The sequence below is a fragment of the Catonella sp. genome (genome assembly GCF_052169795.1).
Classification (GTDB): Bacteria; Bacillota; Clostridia; order Lachnospirales; family Lachnospiraceae; genus Catonella.
In genome coordinates, this window is sequence record NZ_JBQNBU010000006.1 from 37,299 (window position 1) to 53,986 (window position 16,688).

19 protein-coding genes are annotated in these 16,688 nt (G+C 33.5%); all 19 read left to right on the plus strand.

Annotation, left to right across the window (positions count from 1 at the left end):
* Positions 1 to 8: 8 nt before the first annotated feature.
* The 19 genes from ACTTKP_RS01790 (at position 9) to ACTTKP_RS01880 (ending at position 16,643) form a co-directional block, all read left to right on the plus strand.
* A complete protein-coding gene (locus ACTTKP_RS01790) occupies positions 9 to 1,073 on the plus strand; it encodes a rod shape-determining protein (protein WP_442552196.1) in 1,065 nt (354 codons plus the stop codon).
* 34 nt (positions 1,074 to 1,107) lie between these two features.
* Entirely contained in the window at positions 1,108 to 1,911 is an 804-nt protein-coding gene (gene mreC / locus ACTTKP_RS01795) for a rod shape-determining protein MreC (RefSeq protein WP_442552197.1), read from the plus strand.
* Entirely contained in the window at positions 1,911 to 2,420 is a 510-nt protein-coding gene (gene mreD / locus ACTTKP_RS01800) for a rod shape-determining protein MreD (protein ID WP_442552198.1), read from the plus strand. Before mreC ends, mreD begins: the two co-directional genes overlap by 1 nt.
* Positions 2,421 to 2,422: 2 nt before the next feature.
* The gene (locus tag ACTTKP_RS01805; RefSeq protein WP_442552199.1) at positions 2,423 to 5,260 is read left to right on the plus strand and encodes a penicillin-binding transpeptidase domain-containing protein; all 2,838 of its coding nucleotides are present in this window, start codon (positions 2,423 to 2,425) and stop codon (positions 5,258 to 5,260) included.
* 13 nt (positions 5,261 to 5,273) lie between these two features.
* Positions 5,274 to 5,948: a septum site-determining protein MinC gene (locus ACTTKP_RS01810; protein ID WP_442552200.1), complete on the plus strand. Its 675-nt coding sequence runs from the start codon at positions 5,274 to 5,276 to the stop codon at positions 5,946 to 5,948.
* A gap of 84 nt (positions 5,949 to 6,032) precedes the next feature.
* On the plus strand, positions 6,033 to 6,821 hold the full coding sequence (gene minD, locus ACTTKP_RS01815) for a septum site-determining protein MinD (RefSeq protein WP_442552201.1): 789 nt from the start codon (positions 6,033 to 6,035) through the stop codon (positions 6,819 to 6,821).
* Positions 6,822 to 6,833: 12 nt separating this feature from the next.
* Positions 6,834 to 7,109 (plus strand): cell division topological specificity factor MinE, encoded by a 276-nt coding sequence (gene minE / locus ACTTKP_RS01820; RefSeq protein WP_442552202.1) that lies wholly within the window; start codon positions 6,834 to 6,836, stop codon positions 7,107 to 7,109.
* Between the two features lie 8 nt (positions 7,110 to 7,117).
* Entirely contained in the window at positions 7,118 to 8,284 is a 1,167-nt protein-coding gene (locus ACTTKP_RS01825; protein ID WP_442552203.1) for an FtsW/RodA/SpoVE family cell cycle protein, read from the plus strand.
* Between the two features lie 62 nt (positions 8,285 to 8,346).
* Positions 8,347 to 8,745, plus strand: a complete 399-nt coding sequence (locus ACTTKP_RS01830; protein WP_442552204.1) for a methylglyoxal synthase — start codon at positions 8,347 to 8,349, stop codon at positions 8,743 to 8,745.
* The gene (locus ACTTKP_RS01835) at positions 8,742 to 9,731 is read left to right on the plus strand and encodes a D-alanyl-D-alanine carboxypeptidase family protein (RefSeq protein ID WP_442552205.1); all 990 of its coding nucleotides are present in this window, start codon (positions 8,742 to 8,744) and stop codon (positions 9,729 to 9,731) included. Before ACTTKP_RS01830 ends, ACTTKP_RS01835 begins: the two co-directional genes overlap by 4 nt.
* A 71-nt stretch (positions 9,732 to 9,802) precedes the next feature.
* Entirely contained in the window at positions 9,803 to 10,222 is a 420-nt protein-coding gene (locus ACTTKP_RS01840) for a twitching motility protein PilT (RefSeq protein ID WP_442552206.1), read from the plus strand.
* Positions 10,223 to 10,338: 116 nt separating this feature from the next.
* Complete coding sequence (locus ACTTKP_RS01845) at positions 10,339 to 11,769, plus strand: HlyD family efflux transporter periplasmic adaptor subunit (RefSeq protein ID WP_442552207.1); 1,431 nt, start codon at positions 10,339 to 10,341, stop codon at positions 11,767 to 11,769.
* 74 nt (positions 11,770 to 11,843) lie between these two features.
* On the plus strand, positions 11,844 to 12,419 hold the full coding sequence (locus tag ACTTKP_RS01850; protein ID WP_442552208.1) for a cell division protein SepF: 576 nt from the start codon (positions 11,844 to 11,846) through the stop codon (positions 12,417 to 12,419).
* Between the two features lies 1 nt (position 12,420).
* Positions 12,421 to 13,197, plus strand: a complete 777-nt coding sequence (locus ACTTKP_RS01855) for an RNA-binding protein (protein WP_442552209.1) — start codon at positions 12,421 to 12,423, stop codon at positions 13,195 to 13,197.
* 15 nt (positions 13,198 to 13,212) lie between these two features.
* Positions 13,213 to 13,866 carry a DivIVA domain-containing protein gene (locus ACTTKP_RS01860; protein ID WP_442552210.1) on the plus strand — a complete coding sequence of 218 codons (654 nt, stop codon included), beginning with the start codon at positions 13,213 to 13,215 and terminating at the stop codon, positions 13,864 to 13,866.
* On the plus strand, positions 13,850 to 14,959 hold the full coding sequence (gene aroB, locus ACTTKP_RS01865) for a 3-dehydroquinate synthase (protein ID WP_442552211.1): 1,110 nt from the start codon (positions 13,850 to 13,852) through the stop codon (positions 14,957 to 14,959). Before ACTTKP_RS01860 ends, aroB begins: the two co-directional genes overlap by 17 nt.
* Before the next feature lie 2 nt (positions 14,960 to 14,961).
* Entirely contained in the window at positions 14,962 to 15,498 is a 537-nt protein-coding gene (gene lspA / locus ACTTKP_RS01870; protein ID WP_442552212.1) for a signal peptidase II, read from the plus strand.
* Positions 15,485 to 16,462 carry an RluA family pseudouridine synthase gene (locus ACTTKP_RS01875; protein WP_442552213.1) on the plus strand — a complete coding sequence of 326 codons (978 nt, stop codon included), beginning with the start codon at positions 15,485 to 15,487 and terminating at the stop codon, positions 16,460 to 16,462. Before lspA ends, ACTTKP_RS01875 begins: the two co-directional genes overlap by 14 nt.
* An 85-nt stretch (positions 16,463 to 16,547) precedes the next feature.
* On the plus strand, positions 16,548 to 16,643 hold the full coding sequence (locus tag ACTTKP_RS01880; RefSeq protein ID WP_442552214.1) for a helix-turn-helix domain-containing protein: 96 nt from the start codon (positions 16,548 to 16,550) through the stop codon (positions 16,641 to 16,643).
* Positions 16,644 to 16,688: the final 45 nt, after the last annotated feature.

Below are 16,688 nucleotides of genomic sequence, written 5' to 3' on the forward strand. Positions count from 1 at the left end.
ACTTAATTATGCTTGGAAAGAGTATTGGCATAGATCTTGGTACTAAGAGAATTAAATACTATAGAAAAGGTGATGGAATCATTTTTGACCAAGAGAATTGCATAGCCATGGAAAATAGGGATGAAATAAGGGCTATAGGCGATGAAGCGGCTGAAATGGTAGGAAGGACTCCGGAAACCATAGAGGTAATATATCCCGTAAACCGTGGAGTGATTGCCAATGTAAGTGCTATGGAGTTTCTTTTTAATACATCGTTTGACAGATTGTATGGAAAAGCTAAAAAAGCATCAGGAACCAGCTTTGTAATTGCACTTCCAACTGATATTACAGAAGTGGAGAAGAGGTCATTTGCCGATCTGATACATAAATCAGCTCTAAAACCTAAAAGTGTTTCACTGGTAGATAAGCCTATCTGTGTGGCTATGGCTGCAGGGCTTGATATAATGAAGGCTAGGGGAGTAATGACTGTAGATGTTGGAGCGGATACCACAGAAATTGCCATAATAGCTCTTGGCGGTATAGTAAGAAGCAGACTCCTTCCTACAGCAGGTAATAAGTTTGATGAATCAATATGTAATCATATAAGACAGAAGTGTGCACTTGTAATAGGAAAGAGCAATGCAGAACAGCTTAAGATGGGTATTGCAGGGGCTATATCGGGACAGTCGCTGACTATGCAGGTAAATGGAAGGGATGTGGTTACAGGTCTTCCAAAGAGGATGGAGATAGAGTCAGACCTTGTGTATGAAGCTATAAAAGAAGATCTTAAAAATATTACGGAAAATATTAAAAGTACATTGGAGCATGTTCCTCCGGAAGTATCTTCCGATATAATAGATGCAGGTATTTATGTGACCGGGGGCTCTGCTTTAATTGGAAATTTTGATAAGCTTTTAAACAAAGAAACGAATCTTAAAATCAATATTTTGGAAGATCCTCAGGATAGTGTCATCAATGGGCTTGGAAAGTTAATTGATGATGACAATTACAGGACTCTGCCTTATATATACAGGCAGCCGGGATATTCGGTTAATTTAAGGAATGTAAATAATGGTATCTCAAAGAAAAAGTAAAATAAAAATAAAAATTGTTCCAAGATATCTGTTTATGATTTTAGCTTTATTGTGCCTGATATTATTAGTTGTATCCTATCGCTTTTCTGATAAACTTGGTCCTGTTAAGACGGTTGCAGGAGATGTAATTACACCAATGCAGGTAGGAATAAATAAAGTAGGAAGTTATTTTACTGCAAAGTTTGATTATTTGAAAAGTATCGAGGATTTGCTTGCAAAGAATAAAGAACTGACCGAAAAGCTGGATAAAGTTAATTATGAAAATAAGCTTTTAATTCAGGGAAAGTATGAATTGGATGACTTTAGGAAACTATATAATTTGGATCAAACTTATGCGGATTATCCTAAGGTGGCAGCAAGAGTCATTTCGAAGGATACTAATAACTGGTATAATAATTTTAAGATAGATAAGGGTACTAATGACGGTATAAAGCCGGGTATGAATGTAATGGCCGGAAATGGGCTTGTAGGCATAATAATTAAGGCAGACCATAACAATTCTATAGTGAGGTCAATAATTGACGATAGCAGTAATGTAAGAGGAATGTTTCTTGATACATCAGATACTTGTACGGTAAAAGGTAATTTGAAACTGCTTGATGAAGGGCATATTGAAGTTGCTGATATAAAAAAAGGTTCAGGAGTTAAAGACGGGTATGAAGTTGTAACCTCATATGTAAGTCCTAAATTTCATCCGGGAATACTTATCGGTTATGTTAGTAACATAAAGGTAGATCCGTCAAACATGACGGAATCCGGTTATCTTACGCCGGCAGTTGACTTTTCCAAACTTGATATGGTGCTTATCATTACTCGTGAAAAGGAAGAATTGTATTGATGAAACGCATTATATGTTCTTTTATAATGATGATAATATTGTATCTTTTGCAGACTACAATATTTAATAAAATAGCAATAGCCGGCATAAAGCCTAATATTTTGATAATTTTAGTTGTATTTATAGGATATAAATATGGAAAAATTCAAGGAATGATTATGGGTTTTTTCATGGGACTGTTTTTGGATTTAACGGAATCGGACTATATTGGATATTATGCACTGATTTATCTCACAATTGGGTATTTAGTTGGATTTAGCGATAAGCTCTACACCAGTGAGTCTGTCATTATTCCTATGGGATTAGTAGGGTTGTCAGACTTTGTGCTTAATTTTTTGATTTTTGTAACCGGATTTCTGCTTAGGAACAGATTAGATTTGCCTTATTATATGATGAAGATAATTTTGCCCGAAGCAATATATACTGTAATTGTTTCGGCGGTATTGTATAAGGCTATAGACTATATATATCTTAGGCTTGAAATGATAGGGAAAGGGGATGAAGTCTAGTTTTGTTTGACAATTTGATGGTTTTTGTCAAAAATGTTATTAAAACACGTACCATTCCACTGATTTTGATATATTCTACATTCAGTATGTTGCTTATTTATAAAGTGTTTACAATTCAGGTAGTGAAGCAGGAAGATATAGGCAAAAATATTGATAAATACGATTCTATAATTCGGGAAACCAAGGCAACCAGAGGGAATATTTATGACTGCAACGGAGTGCTTTTGGCATACAATAAACTCTCTTATAGTGTCACAATGCAGGATTATAAGGCATTTGCAACTGAAGAAGAAAAGAATGAAATGATTTATAAGCTTATTAAAATCATTGAGTCAAGTGGTGATAAACTGTTTCCGGAATTTTTTATTGAAAAAGATAAATATGGAAAATTAAAATTTACTGTAGAAGGTGCTGCCGAAAACAGATTTAAAAGAGATGCTTATAAATCCACATCTATAGAAAAGTTGACGGTAGAGCAGAGAAATGCAACTGCAGAACAGGTATATAATCATTTAAAAAGCGGTGATTATATGTTTGGTATAAGCGATAAATATAGTATTGATGATACTCTTAAAATAATGAAGATAAGATTTGCTTTATTGTTAAATACTTATAATAAAGGGAATCCGATTTCGGTAGCTGTAAATGTAAACGAAAAGACAGTAGCAGCGGTACTTGAATACTCATCTGAACTTCCGGGGGTTGAAATTGCTGAGCATACATACAGATCCTATAATGAAAGTAAGTATTTTGCTCATGTTATAGGGTATACAGGTAGTGTTAATGAAAATGAAATTGCAGCAGATAAAGAAGAATACTATAACTCTACTGACCAAATTGGTAAGACGGGAATAGAATATTCTTTTGAAAAATACCTGCGAGGTAATAAGGGGTCGGAAGAAGCAACTTTAAGTTCCGGATACTATGTCACAGATGTGAAAACTATAACAGAACCTAAGGCAGGTAATGATATATATCTTACTATTGACAGTAAATTACAAAAAAACTGCTATAATATACTTGAAAAGGAACTTGCTACAGTGTTGTTAACTAAAATTCATAATTCAGCAAGTTATGGTGAAAGAGGAAAAAATGCCTATAATATAATGATACCGATTTATGAAGTATATAATGCTCTTTTTGATAACGGAGCAGTAGATTTGGGAAGACTTGAGAAGAAAAAGGCAAGTAAAGTTGAAAAGGGTGTTTATTCAAAGTATAAATCTGAGAAAAATAAAGTAATTATTAAGCTGAAGGAATTGCTTAAAATAAACGATGTAAAGGCTGAAAGAGATAATAAGGCTATGAGTGAATATATTGATTATTTATATTCTTATATAAAGGCTGAAAAGTTGATTGATGTTGAAATGGTAGATGAAAATGATGATAATTTCAAGGCTTATGTCGAAGGAAAAAAGAGTTTAGGCACTTTTCTTAAATATGCAATTTCACAAAGATGGATTAATCTTGAAAAACTTAATATTGGAAGCGAATATTTAAGTATGGATGAGATATATAAGATATTATTAAAAAATATTTTTGATAATGTATCATCTGATTTAAGATTTAAGAAGATTGTTTATAAAAATTTAATATTTGACAATGTGGTATCAGGTACTGAAGTTTGCTTGATATTATTTTCACAAGGTTTTCTGAAAAAGGATGATAAGGCATATAATAATCTGCTATCAGGAATAGAATCTCCTTATAATTTTATAAGAAGTAAGATTAAAAGCCTTGAAATAACACCGGCCAGACTAGCACTTGATCCTTGTTCGGGTTCAATGGTGATTACGGATCCTAATACCGGTAAAATAAAGGCATTGGTAACTTATCCAAGCTATGATAATAATAAGCTTGCAAATCAGATTAATGCTAAGTATTATGCAAAACTTCAGGCTGATAAGTCATATCCTCTGATTAACAGGCCTTGTCAGCAAAAAACAGCACCCGGTTCTACATTTAAGATGGTTTCTACGGCTGCTGACCTTGGTGTCGGTGTTATTAGTGAAAATGAAAAAATTCATACCAATGTCATATTTACAAAGACTGATAAACCTGCTTCATGCTGGAGTAAGGTACCGCATGGAAATATTAATGTCAGAACTGCCATTGAGGTATCCTGTAACTGCTTCTTTTATGAAACAGGATACAGGATGAGCTTAGATAGAGATGGAAAGTATAATTCAAAACTTGGTCTTGATAAATTAAATAAGTATGCAGCTATGTTTGGATTTAAAGAGGGAGTTACATCAGGAATTGAATTATATGAATATGAACCTTCTATATCTGATACAGACTCAGTGAGATCTTCAATAGGACAGGGTAGTTATGCATTTACGCCAAGCCAGATTGCAAGATATGCATCCTGTATAGCGAATGGCGGGAATCTAAACTATCTTACAGTTATAGGCGAAATTAAAAATATTGATGGAAAGAAGATTAAAAATACAATATCCAACAGTGTTAATAAAAAATCACCTAAGGTAGAACTTGACTCTAAAATTTGGAGTGCGATAAAAGATGGTATGTATTTGGCTGCAAATGGAGATAGAAGTTCCCATAAGGAGCTTTTTAAGAATATTAAAGTAAAAATTGCCGGGAAGACAGGAACAGCACAGTTCTCCAATATGAGGGGAGATCATGCTTTGTTTACGTCATATGCTCCATATGATAAGCCTGAAATATCAGTTACCTGTGTATTGCCATATGCCTATACATCTGCTAATGCGGCAAGGGCGGTAGCTGACTTTTATGAGTATTATTTTGGAGACAGAGATGATGAGGCACTGGGTAAGAAAGCTGTTGAAGATAATGTGGATAACATAATATCAGATTAATATAGGAGGAAAAATGAAGGAACCGGTTGTTATTAAGGCTAATAATTTTGGACTTTTGATTATACTTGATAAAGATTTGGAATTTGATTCTTTATTAGAAGCGGTAGGAAATAAGTTTAAAGAATCAGCTAATTTTTTTGGAAATGCAGATATGGCAGTTGCATTTGATGGTAGAAAACTTGCTTTTGAAGAAGAAGAGCAAATAATACAAGCTATTACTGATAATTCTTCTCTGAATATAGTATGTACTGTGGATCACGATCCTGTAAGGGAAGCACAATTCAAATCCAAACTGGACAAAATTGCCGTTTCTAAAGATATGAGCCTTGCTAAGATTCATAAAGGATATTTCAGATCAGGTAAGATGATGGAATTTGACACAGGTGTTATAATTATAGGAGATATTAATCCGGGTGCTAAGGTGTCTTCCAAGGGAAGCATAATTGTTTTGGGAGCTTTGAAGGGAGAAGCGGCCGCAGGCATAGATGGAAATAATGATGCTTTTATAATAGCCCTTGATATGAGTCCTATACAGCTTAGAATTGGTACATCAATAGGACGCTGTTCGGATGATTTAGAAACATATGGCAAGACTAAAGAGTTAATGCCTAAGGTAGCATTTGTGGAAGATAATGCTATCTGTATTGAAAATTTAGATAAAAATGCACTAGATTCATTAAGATTATAGAAAAATTTTTGTAAGTTACTTGTAATTAATGCATTTAAATAATATTATAGTATTGAAGAAAATTAGTTTAGTTAGGAGATTTTTATGGGAGAAGTTATTGTTATAACATCCGGTAAGGGTGGTGTAGGTAAAACTACTACTACTGCCAATGTAGGTACCGGATTGGCTATGTTAGGGAAAAAAGTTGTGCTTATTGATACTGATATAGGTCTTAGGAATCTTGATGTGGTACTTGGCCTGGAAAATCGTATAGTGTATAATCTTGTAGATGTAATTGAGCAGAACTGTAAAATTAAGCAGGCACTTATAAAGGATAAGAGATATGAGACCTTATATCTGCTTCCAAGTGCCCAGACCAGGGACAAGGATGCTGTAAATCCGGAACAGATGGCAGAACTTACAGAAGAATTAAAAAAAGAGTTTGATTATATTATTCTTGATTGTCCTGCCGGTATTGAACAGGGGTTTAAGAATGCCATAGCAGGAGCAGACAGAGCTATAGTTGTTACTACTCCTGAAGTTTCTGCAGTGAGGGATGCTGACAGAATAATAGGACTTCTTGAGGCAAATGAAATAAAGAAAACAGAACTTATTGTAAATAGGCTTCGTATGGACATGGTTAGGAGAGGCGATATGATGTCAAGTGAACAGGTTTTGGATATCTTGGCTGTAAGCCTTATCGGAATTGTACCTGATGATGAAAACATAGTTATTGCAACAAATACAGGTGAGCCACTTGCAGGAAATGATTCACTTGCAGGTCAGGCTTATATGAATATATGTAAGAGAATTACCGGTGTTGAGGTTCCGTTCCTTGACTTAGAAAGCAAAAAAGGATTATTATCACGTCTTGGAGATATATTTAAGAAGTAGAGGAGTTAGACTATGAGTTTAATGGATTTTTTTAGGAAGAAATCTTCAGGACAGCAGGCTGTAGACAGACTTAAGTTGGTTCTTGTGTCAGACAGGGCTAACTGCTCTCCTGAAATTATGGAACAGATTAAAAATGATATAATTCAAGTCATTTCAAAGTATGTTGAAATAGATGTTGAAGGACTTGATATTAAGATTGCACAGACAGAATCAGAAACGAATAATGTTTCTGTACCTGCAATTTTTGCAAATATCCCTGTAAAAAATATTAAAGGGACAAGAACATAAGGATACTGATGTTAAAAAATAAAAAATATGATTTAAAGAATTTTAGTGTTTCAATTATTATAGCTGTATTGATGCTTTGTTCGATAGGTGTGTTTTGTCTGTACAAAGCAGGAGATGTCAGTATGGCAAAAAGACAGCTGATAGGTATTGTGTTAGGCTTGTTTGTAGTATTGGTAGGGGCAATGATTGACTACCATTTTATATGTAAATTTGTAATCCTGTATTATTTTATTGCTATAATACTTTTGTTTATGGTAAGATTTACATCTTATGGCGTAGATCATGATACAGGTGCTTTCAGATGGCTTAGGATAAGTTCTATGGAAGTACAGCCTTCTGAACTTGTAAAGATTATATTGATTTTAGTACTTTCCGTGTTATTTACGAAGGTTCAAAGCAAATTGAACAGGTGGGGGATATTTTTATTATCAGGTATTGTGATGATGATACCTACTTCACTTATTCTTATCCAAACTGATCTTTCATCAAGCATGGTTTGTATGTTTATTTTTGCAATGATGATATTTATGGCGGGACTCAGCCTAAAGATTATCGGAATTACACTAGCTGTTTCAGCACCGGTAGGAGCCGGTCTGTTTTGGTATGTAATACAGCCGGGACAAAAACTGCTTACAAATGAGCAACAGAAAAGAATACTCAGCTTCTTGGATCCGGAGAAATATGCTCTTACCGTACAGTATCAGCAGATTCATTCGGTAAATGCAATAGCTTCGGGTAAGGTTTTAGGAAAAGCTTTGTTAGGAGACACTTCAGATTTTAGGCTTTATAATAAAGTATATGTAAACGAAAGTGATTTTATTTTTTCTGTTGTGGCAGAAGAATTAGGTTTTATAGGATGTGTTTTGGTAATTGCACTATTTGCTTTCATTGTTTTTAAATGCATATTGATTGCTAAAAGAACAAATGACTTTACAGGTAAGATGATAGCAATTGGTGTATCTGCAATGCTTGTATTTCAGTCCTTTGTAAATATAAGTGTTAATACGGCTCTACTTCCCAATACAGGGCTTCCTCTGCCGTTTATGAGTTATGGTCTGTCATCTTTGCTTAGTAATTTTTTGGGAATAGCGATTGTTTTAAATGTAGGGATTCAGAAGGTAAAACATGGCCTGTTTTCTAATACGGGTGAGAATGAGATTTTTTTTAATTACTAGGAGATTCTTTTGGAATTTATTGTAGTCAAAATACTAAATATCAAATATATAAGGGGTAGATTATGAATATTGGCTTGGTTGCACATGACGCTAAAAAAAAGCTGATGCAAAACTTATGCATAGCTTACAGAGGAATTTTGGGTAAGCATACTTTATATGCTACAGGAACCACCGGTAGGCTTATTGAAGAGGTTACTAATCTGGCTGTTCATAAGTATCTTGCAGGACATTTGGGTGGTGAGCAGCAGATGGCGGCTCAGATTGACCATAATGAGATAGATTTGGTAATATTTTTAAGAGATCCTTTGTCATCTAAAAAGCATGAACCTAATATAACTAATATTTTAAAACTATGTGATGCTAATAATATTCCGGCAGCTACTAATTTGGCTTCTGCGGAGCTTATGATTAAAGCATTGGACAGAGGAGATCTTGACTGGAGAGAGTTGTATAAGTCATGATTAAAATTAGAAGAAATCTGGTGATTATAGCCTTAATGGGACTTATTCTTACAGGTTGTGGAAATAATACGATTGCTTACTTTCCTTATGTAGATGGAAAAAATCAAACAGCTGCCTATAATTTTCAGAACGAAGGACAAAAGCTTCTTCTTATGTCGGAAGGAATACCGGTGATTACAGATAAGAAGATAAATAAATTGAAGAATAAGCCTTCTTTTAATGCTAAAGCAGTCTTTGTTTCCAGTGGAGAAGAGGCAATTTATTCAAAAAATTCTTTAAAAAAGATATATCCGGCAAGCCTTACTAAACTTATGACAGCCTGGGTTGTATTTGATAAAGAAAAAAATCTGGACAGGGAAGTCAGCATCACAAGTGAAATGGTAAAATTATCGCATCCGTATGCTAAAAAGATAAGGCTGATGGATGGTGATAAGGTTACTATAAGGCAACTTTTAAATGCATCGCTGGTGACATCTGCAAATGATGCTGCTAAGGCTTTGGCCTTTGCTGTAGCAGGAAGTGAAGAAAAATTTGCAGTTCTTATGAATGAAGAGGCAAAAAAACTTGGGGCTTCACATAGTAGGTTTGTAAATAGTACAGGGTTGCATGATAATTATCACTATTCAACATTATATGATTTGTATATAATTTTTAATGCATTACTTAAAAATCCGGAATTTGTGAAAATAATCCGGCAGCCATCTTATGTTATGAAATATAAAAATTTTGCAGGTGCAGAGATTGTAGTGACTATGGCAGCTACAAATCAATATTTGGCAGGTATATATAAAGTACCGAATGGTTATAGTGTGCTTGGCGGGAAGACAGGGACTACAGATGAGGCAGGTTCTTGTATACTTATGTCATTTAAGTCATCTGAAGGCAGAGAATATACGGCAGGAGTATTAAAGGCGTCGGACAGTCTTAATTTATATGCTCAGCTTGGTACTATTTTTGAAAACTTACCACAAAATATACCAAACTAATTGAATTTTTAAGTAAATTAGCATATAATATTATTTGTTTATAAACTTTATAATTAAAGGAGGCTTTTACTATGGTACATATTATTTGCGGGGAGAAGGGAAAAGGTAAGACAAAGGTAATTCTTGAAAAGGCTAATGAGGCTATTAAGACCTCTGGTGGAAATGTTGTATTTCTTGACAAGGATCTTGCACATATGTATGAGCTTAACAATAAGATTCGTTTAATAAATGTTAAGGATTTTCTTGTGGAGAATTCAGGTGAGTTTGTAGGATTTATTTGTGGAATTATTTCGCAGGATCATGATCTTGAAGCAATTTTCCTTGATAGTTTTCTTAAAATTTCGTTTACAGATAAAGAAAATATGAAGCCCGTTCTTGATAAGATAATTCAGGTTGCAGATAAATATAGTGTTGATGTAACTCTAAGCCTTTCTGTTAAGAGTGAAGATATGCCGGAAGAATATAGGCATAATGTTTTAGTTTCTTTATAAGATAAAAAGATTGTATGACTGTCACATTATTTATGTGGCAGTTTGTTATTGTATATCAGAATATAATAAGCCACCGGTTTATCTGGTGGTTATGATGATTTTTGGAGGAGTGAAAATTGTCTGAACCAAAATCGCTTAAAACTAAAAGAAATAATGTTGTTCAGTATGGAGAAAAGAAGAAGCATAAAGAGAGAAAACGATTCAATGTCAGCAGTATAATATTTTTGATTATAGTAGTTTATATATTAGGGCATACCTTTCTGTTTTTAACTAGAGAAAAGACTTCTATTTACAGGGTTATAATTGACGAAAGGAATGAAGTTATAAATACTTCAGGTTTAATTTTAAGAAATGAAAAGGTTTTTACTGCTTCAGAGGCGGGCTATATTAATTATTATATTAATGGAAATTCCAGGGTTCGCAAAAATGAAGCTGTTTTTTCAATAGATAAAACAGGAAATATATATTCGAAGCTGACCTTAGATGATCAGACAGATGAAGCCGGTGAGAGGCTTATGGGAATACTACATCAGTTTCAAATTAACAGAGATGATAATTTTATTACTACATACAGCCTTAAAGATTCTATGGCTGAAATGGTTATGACAACGTCCGGAAAAAAAGTAATGGCTTCTTTGAAAAAAATTACAGATGAAAATGAATTTTTTAATGTGAATTATGCATCTGACAGTGGAATTATTATCTATGGAACAGATGGTTTGGAAGGAATTACAGAAGCTGATATTAACCCTGAAATCTTCCAAAAGCAGAATGATTATGTATTGAAGATAGCGGCTGAAAATGATGGTAAGGTAGATGCAGGAGAGTCTGTATATAAACTTATCTCTGATGAAACTTGGAAAATTGCTGTTCCTATAACAGAAGATCAAAAAAAACTTCTTGAGGGAAAAGATTATTTAGATATTGTAATTGACAATAAGGGATTTACGGCTAAGGCACTGGCAGAAATAGAAAAAATTAATAATAATGAATATCTTATCTTAACACTTTTTAACTATATGGTAGATTATTCTGAAAAAAGATTTGTAAATATTTATATAATTCTTAAAAGCATGAACGGACTGAAAATTCCCAAATCTTCAGTGGTAGAGAGGACGGTTTATGAAATACCTGAAGAGTATTATAGTGGTGGAAGCGGAAATGTGAGTGGAGGATTTTCTATACAGACAGTAGATAAGAGTAATAAAATTATTAAAAAAAATGTTGAAGTGGATATTTGTTATAAGGATACAGATAAAAAAGTAGTATATGTAGATGTTGATGAAATTTTTAAAGCTGGAGATGAAATTATAGAACCGCAGGGAGATAACAAATTTAAAATTGGGAAAACAATCTTGTTGAAGGGAGTTTATAACATTAATAATGGCTATCCACGATTTAAGCATGTAGAACCGGATACAGAGGGGATGACATCAGCGAACAGTGATTATTATCTGATACCTACAGATAGAGGATACTATTTAAATGAGTATGATAATATAATACTAAATGCAGATAAAATGGAAATGGAAAAAAATAATGGTTGACTTGCTTGAAAAAAACATTCATAATAACACTATGAATATTTTTAATATTGATATCAATAAATAGGAGTGAATATATGTTTGAAGGAATAAGTAAACTTATTAATTCGGTGAAAGAAGGAACCGGCATTCCGGATGAAGATTATGAAGAAGATTATGAAGAAGATTATGAAGAAGATATTGTACAGGAACCAAGAGAGAGAACTAATGTAAGGCAGAGTAAAAGAAAAGCTTACGATGAATATAATGATGAAAATGAATATGAAGAAGATGATGATTATTCAGCTTCATTTTCAAGAAAAAAGAAGAAAGTGTCTAAGTCAGATTCTAAAGTAGTACCTATAACTAAGAAGATGAAGTCAGACTCTAAGGTATATATTGTTTCTCCCAAGGTATTTGAGGATGTTGAAGATATCTCTGACAGGCTGCTTGCAGGTTATGTAATTGCTCTTAATATTGAAGCGTTAGAAGATCAGGTGGCACAAAGAATTATTGACTTTATGACAGGAACCATGCATGCCATTGACGGAAAAATTCAGAGAGTATCTAAGTATGTCTATCTAATTTCGCCGGAAAATGTTGAAATGGCACCTGAAAATGAAGTTGACCTTACAAATGTTCTCTTTGTTTCATCTAATGTAACTGAAGATTAGTATGGATAAAGAGAGTAGTTTAGCATTCAGACATTTACTTGATTTGGCTGGAGCAGCTTATAATAAGAATATAAATATATTTTCAGATTTTCTGAGTGTCAGGGAAGTAGCAGTTTTAAAAAGACAGGCGGCAGACCTTCCGGGAGGAAGGTTTTTCCTTTTTGGAGGAATTGACAATGCTGAGCGGGTAATGGCTTGCTTTCCGGCTTCATATTATGAAAGAGAAGATATAAAATTTCCAATCAGTTGCATAGAAATTGGAGTTAAAAGTGCTAAATTTGAACAAAATTCACTTACGCATAGAGATTTTTTGGGTGCGATACTTGGGCTTGGAATTGATAGAAAATTAATAGGTGATATTTATCTTATAACTGAAAATAATAAAGCAGTTAATGCATTCATATTTTGTAATGAAAAGATTGAAGAATTTCTGCTTAGGGAAATGGTACAGGTTGGCAGGCATCAGGTAAGCTGCATAGCTGTTTCAGCAGATAAAGTTTTGGCTGTCAGGCAGATTGAAGATAAATTTGGAACGGTATCATCACTAAGGTTGGATGTGGTAATAGGAGAAGCCTTTAATTTATCACGGTCTAAGGTGAAGGATTTAATTGATAAAGAAAAAGTTGCAGTCAATTCTGCCGTAGTTCTTCAGGGACATTATCAGGTAACTCCCGGTGATATAATATCGGTAAGAGGATTTGGAAAATTTATTTTTTATGAAATTTTAGGATATACAAAAAAAGGAAAAATACAAATTCATTTAGGGAAATATTGCTGAGCTTCAGGAGGATATATGCTTTCATCAGATGAAATTAGAAATTATGAATTAAAAAAGGGAATTGGCTATTCAAAAAGAAGCGTAGATCAGTTTATAGCTGAAATTATTACTGACTATGATGCATTATTTAAAGAAAATATTGAATTAAGGGATAAGGCTACAGCTTTAAGTGAGGGACTCCAATATTATAAGTCTATGGAGAAAACTCTACAAAAAGCACTAGTTCTTGCACAAAAGACCTCAGATGAGGAACAGGCTAAGGCTGTTAAAAATGCAAGAGCTATTGAAGAGACTGCTCATGCGAAAGCTGATGAAGTATTAATTAAAGCAAGGTCTGAATTAGATAATATTTTTAGACAGACGGATGATTTGAATCGAAGGTTTGAGCTGTATAAAACGCATGTGAGAAACCTGATAACTTCTCAGTTGGATATTATTAATAGTGATGCCTATAATATATCTGTCAATGATTTAAAGGGTTATCTCAAATTAAAGGGAAATTTGGAAGATGTTCAAGAAGATGTTCAAGAAGATGTTCATGAAGATGCTAAAGAAGATATTCAAGAACATGAAGACAAAGAAAATATGGCTGTAAATGAAACGGAAAGCCGGGGGCAAGATGCAGCTGTTCAGCCTGCAGAGGAAGTTGTAGATGAGCAAAATACTTGAAGTTGAGATAAATTCAAAAGGCAGAGAAGCATATAATATAGTTATAGAGCCTGATTTTAATAAATTGCCTGAAATTCTTGTCAATATTTTTTCGTCTTGTAATAAGTTTATGTTGGTATTCGACTCAAATACAGAAAAGTATTTTAGAGAAAAAATATTACAGATTTTAATGTGTGTGAATAAAAAAATACACACATTTAGTTTTCCTGCCGGTGAAGATAGTAAGAATATAATTACTGTACAAAGTCTGTATGAAGAGTTGATAAAGTATAATTTTGAAAGAAATGATGTAATTCTTGCTGTCGGCGGAGGTGTAGTAGGTGATTTAGCAGGTTTTGTGTCTGCTACTTACCTAAGAGGAATAAGATTCGCAGGAATTCCAACAACTCTGTTAGCTATGTCAGACTCAAGTGTTGGCGGAAAGACAGGCGTGGACTTTATGGGATATAAGAACATGGTTGGAGCGTTTCATCAGCCTAAACTTGTATACATGAATACTGAAAGTCTAAGTACTCTTCCGGAGAGAGAATATCTTTCAGGAATGGCTGAAGTTATTAAATACGGATATATTTGGGATAGCAGGTTCTTAGCCTATCTTAATGAAAATACAGACAAAATAATATCAAAGGATAGAGAATCGCTTGAGTATATAATTTTTCATTCTTGCAGAATCAAAAAAGAAGTTGTTGAAAATGATCCTTTAGAAAAGGGACTTAGAGCAATACTTAACTTTGGGCATACAATAGGTCATGCTATTGAAAAGTTAATGGAGTTTAAACTTTTACATGGAGAGTGTGTAGCTGTTGGTATGATTGCAGCAGGGAAGATTGCTGTGTATCGTGGTCTTATGTCCGAAGATGAACTGTTTAAAATGAAAGAAATTTTGATAAAATATAGACTTTTTAGAAGAATAAGAGCTTCAGAAGTTAGTTTTAATGAAAATGATGTGCTTTTTGCTACTAAATCTGATAAAAAAATGCAAGGTGGAAAAATTAAATTTATTCTTACTGCTGAAATTGGCAGGGCTGAAGTGTATAAAGATATAACTGATGAAGAAATATTATATGGAATCAAGGAAGTTTTTGAAGGTTAATTATGAATAAAAATAAATTTTTTGTGTTTGAGTTAATAGCAGTATTATTTTTAGTTTCACTTGATTTAATCACAAAACAGATGGCTGTTAAATATTTATCAAGTGGAAGCATAGATATAATTCCCAAAGTATTTAGCCTGACATTGCTTGAAGGCGGTAACTCAGGTGCTGCTTTCGGTTTATTTCAAGGCGGATTTTGGATGTTTACTGTTGTTACTGTTTTAGTAATTTTTGCAGTAATCTTTGTACTAAAAAAGATGGTGTTTCAAAAAAAATACCTTCCTGCACATGTTACCTTAGTTTTAATACTTGCAGGAGCATTAGGAAATTTTGCAGACAGAACGGTTACTATGATTAAGTATGGACATAGTTATGTAATTGACTTTCTGTATTTTGAACTGATAAATTTTCCTATATTTAATATTGCAGACTGTTATGTGACTATATCTGCAATTGGAATGTTGTTGTTTGTAGTATTTTATTACAAAGATGAGGATTTTGATATAATGCTTGGCAGGGTGAAAAATGAAATTAAATAATAATATTTTAGATGATGAACTTGATAGTGAAGTTTCTGATGATATAATTGAGCTTGTGACAGATGATGTTATTGAGGGCGAAAGGATAGATAAATACCTATCCTTACGCCTTTTAGATTATTCAAGGTCATATCTTAAGGGACTTATAGATGAAGGACTTGTGCTTGTTGAAGGTAAGGTAGTAAAGAGTAGTTTTAAAGTATTTAACGGAATGACTATTACTGTAAATATTCCTCCTGTAAAAGAAGTGGAGATAGTACCGGAAGATATAACTTTGGATATTTTATATGAGGATGAAGATGTTATTTTAATAAATAAGCCTAAAGGAATGGTGGTACATCCTGCGGCAGGGCATTTTACAGGAACACTTGTAAATGCTCTTATGCACCATTGTAAAAATAATCTTTCAGGTATTAACGGAGAACTTCGTCCCGGAATTGTACATCGTATCGATATGGATACTACCGGAGTTATTATCGTGTGCAAAAATGATGTCTCGCATCGAATTATAGCTTCACAACTTAAAGAACATAGCATAAAAAGAAAGTATCAGGCAATAGTATATGGTGCTTTTAAGGAGGAAGCAGGAACTGTTAGCGGTGCAATAGGCAGGTCCAAATCAGATAGAAAAAAGATGGCTATAACACCTGATGGAAAGCCTGCAATCACACATTACAAAGTTATAAGGAATTTTACTTCATCGAATGGAAATAATTTTGCCCACATTGAATGTGAACTTGAAACAGGCAGAACTCATCAGATAAGGGTACATATGACAAGCATTGGACATCCTTTAGTTGGAGATGAAGTTTATGGGGTTGCAAAGAATCCGTTTAAGTTGCAGGGACAGGCTCTTCATGCAGAATTATTAGGTTTTGTACATCCTAAAACAGGTGAGTACATGGAGTTTCATGCACCATTGCCTGAATATTTTACTAAATTGCTTGATAAATTGGGGAATTAAACTATAAACCACTATGGATACAACTTGCAAAAAAAGGCTTAAAAAAACTGATGTAATTGCTATGGCAGATTTAACCACTAATGTTATGGCACAAATGGGAAAAAATAAGCCGATAACATTTAAAAATTTAGAGAGAATATGTAAAGCACTTGATTGTACACCTAACGATGTTTATAAATGACTTATCAAGAGTTTTCATCTACTCTGACTTATGGAAGTCTGTAAA